Origin of the sequence: Ligilactobacillus murinus DSM 20452 = NBRC 14221 (genome assembly GCF_001591685.1) — a bacterium.
Taxonomy (GTDB): domain Bacteria; phylum Bacillota; class Bacilli; order Lactobacillales; family Lactobacillaceae; genus Ligilactobacillus; species Ligilactobacillus murinus.
Window position 1 is genome coordinate 1 of sequence record NZ_BCVJ01000129.1, and the last position, 735, is coordinate 735.

1 protein-coding gene is annotated in these 735 nt (G+C 36.9%); it reads right to left on the reverse strand.

The genetic code is table 11. The features are described from left to right. Nucleotides 1-198: 198 nt before the first annotated feature. A partial coding sequence (locus LMU01S_RS10140) for an SWIM zinc finger family protein (protein WP_156470426.1) occupies nucleotides 199-735 on the reverse strand: 537 nt, incomplete at its 5' end.

The following is a 735-nucleotide window of genomic DNA, read 5'->3' on the forward strand; positions in this document are numbered from 1 at the left end:
GATTGACAAAGAGCCACAAAATTCTAACGTTCGGAATTTGTCACAGCCTCATTGTAAGAAATTTTACTTATTAATTGTATATTAGACAGGACCAGTATATTCAGCTTCGCCATCTTTTTCGAACTTTCTGACCCAAGAATCGACTTGCGAGTAGAAGACTTTAATACTTATCGATCGTCTTTTGATAGTCTTTATTAGCTACCAAAAATAGTCAGCTTCGTCGTAGTAGTACTCATCTTCATCATCTGGATAGCTACTATCAAATTCTCTCATAAGTGCCTTGATCAATTCTTCTCTTAACTGATTTTCATCTAAATTATTAACATGAGCTGTAACTTCTTCAAGCTTTTCCTTTCGGAACATTAAATAATCAGCTTCCCATTCCTGATGACGTTTTTCTTCTTCAAGCCGTTCTTCTTCCCACTCAGCAAGAACAGCTTTTGCCTGTTCAGAAAAATGGAAAAAATATAAAGCGACCATATGCTTACAAATTACTCTTCGTCCTGCCGCAAATGGACAAGTACAGGTCGACTTTCGAGGATGATCGATATCTATGACAACATCATAAATATTGTCCTGAGAACCACTAACCTTCCCCTGATAAACACCATCTCCTATCTTTTCATCATTTAAAACTGCCTTACTTTTATAATAGCCAAGACCTCTATTAAAAGAGGCATTGCTAGCCAGATGAACCAATTTTATGTCGTCCCAAATACTCATACCCACATGACC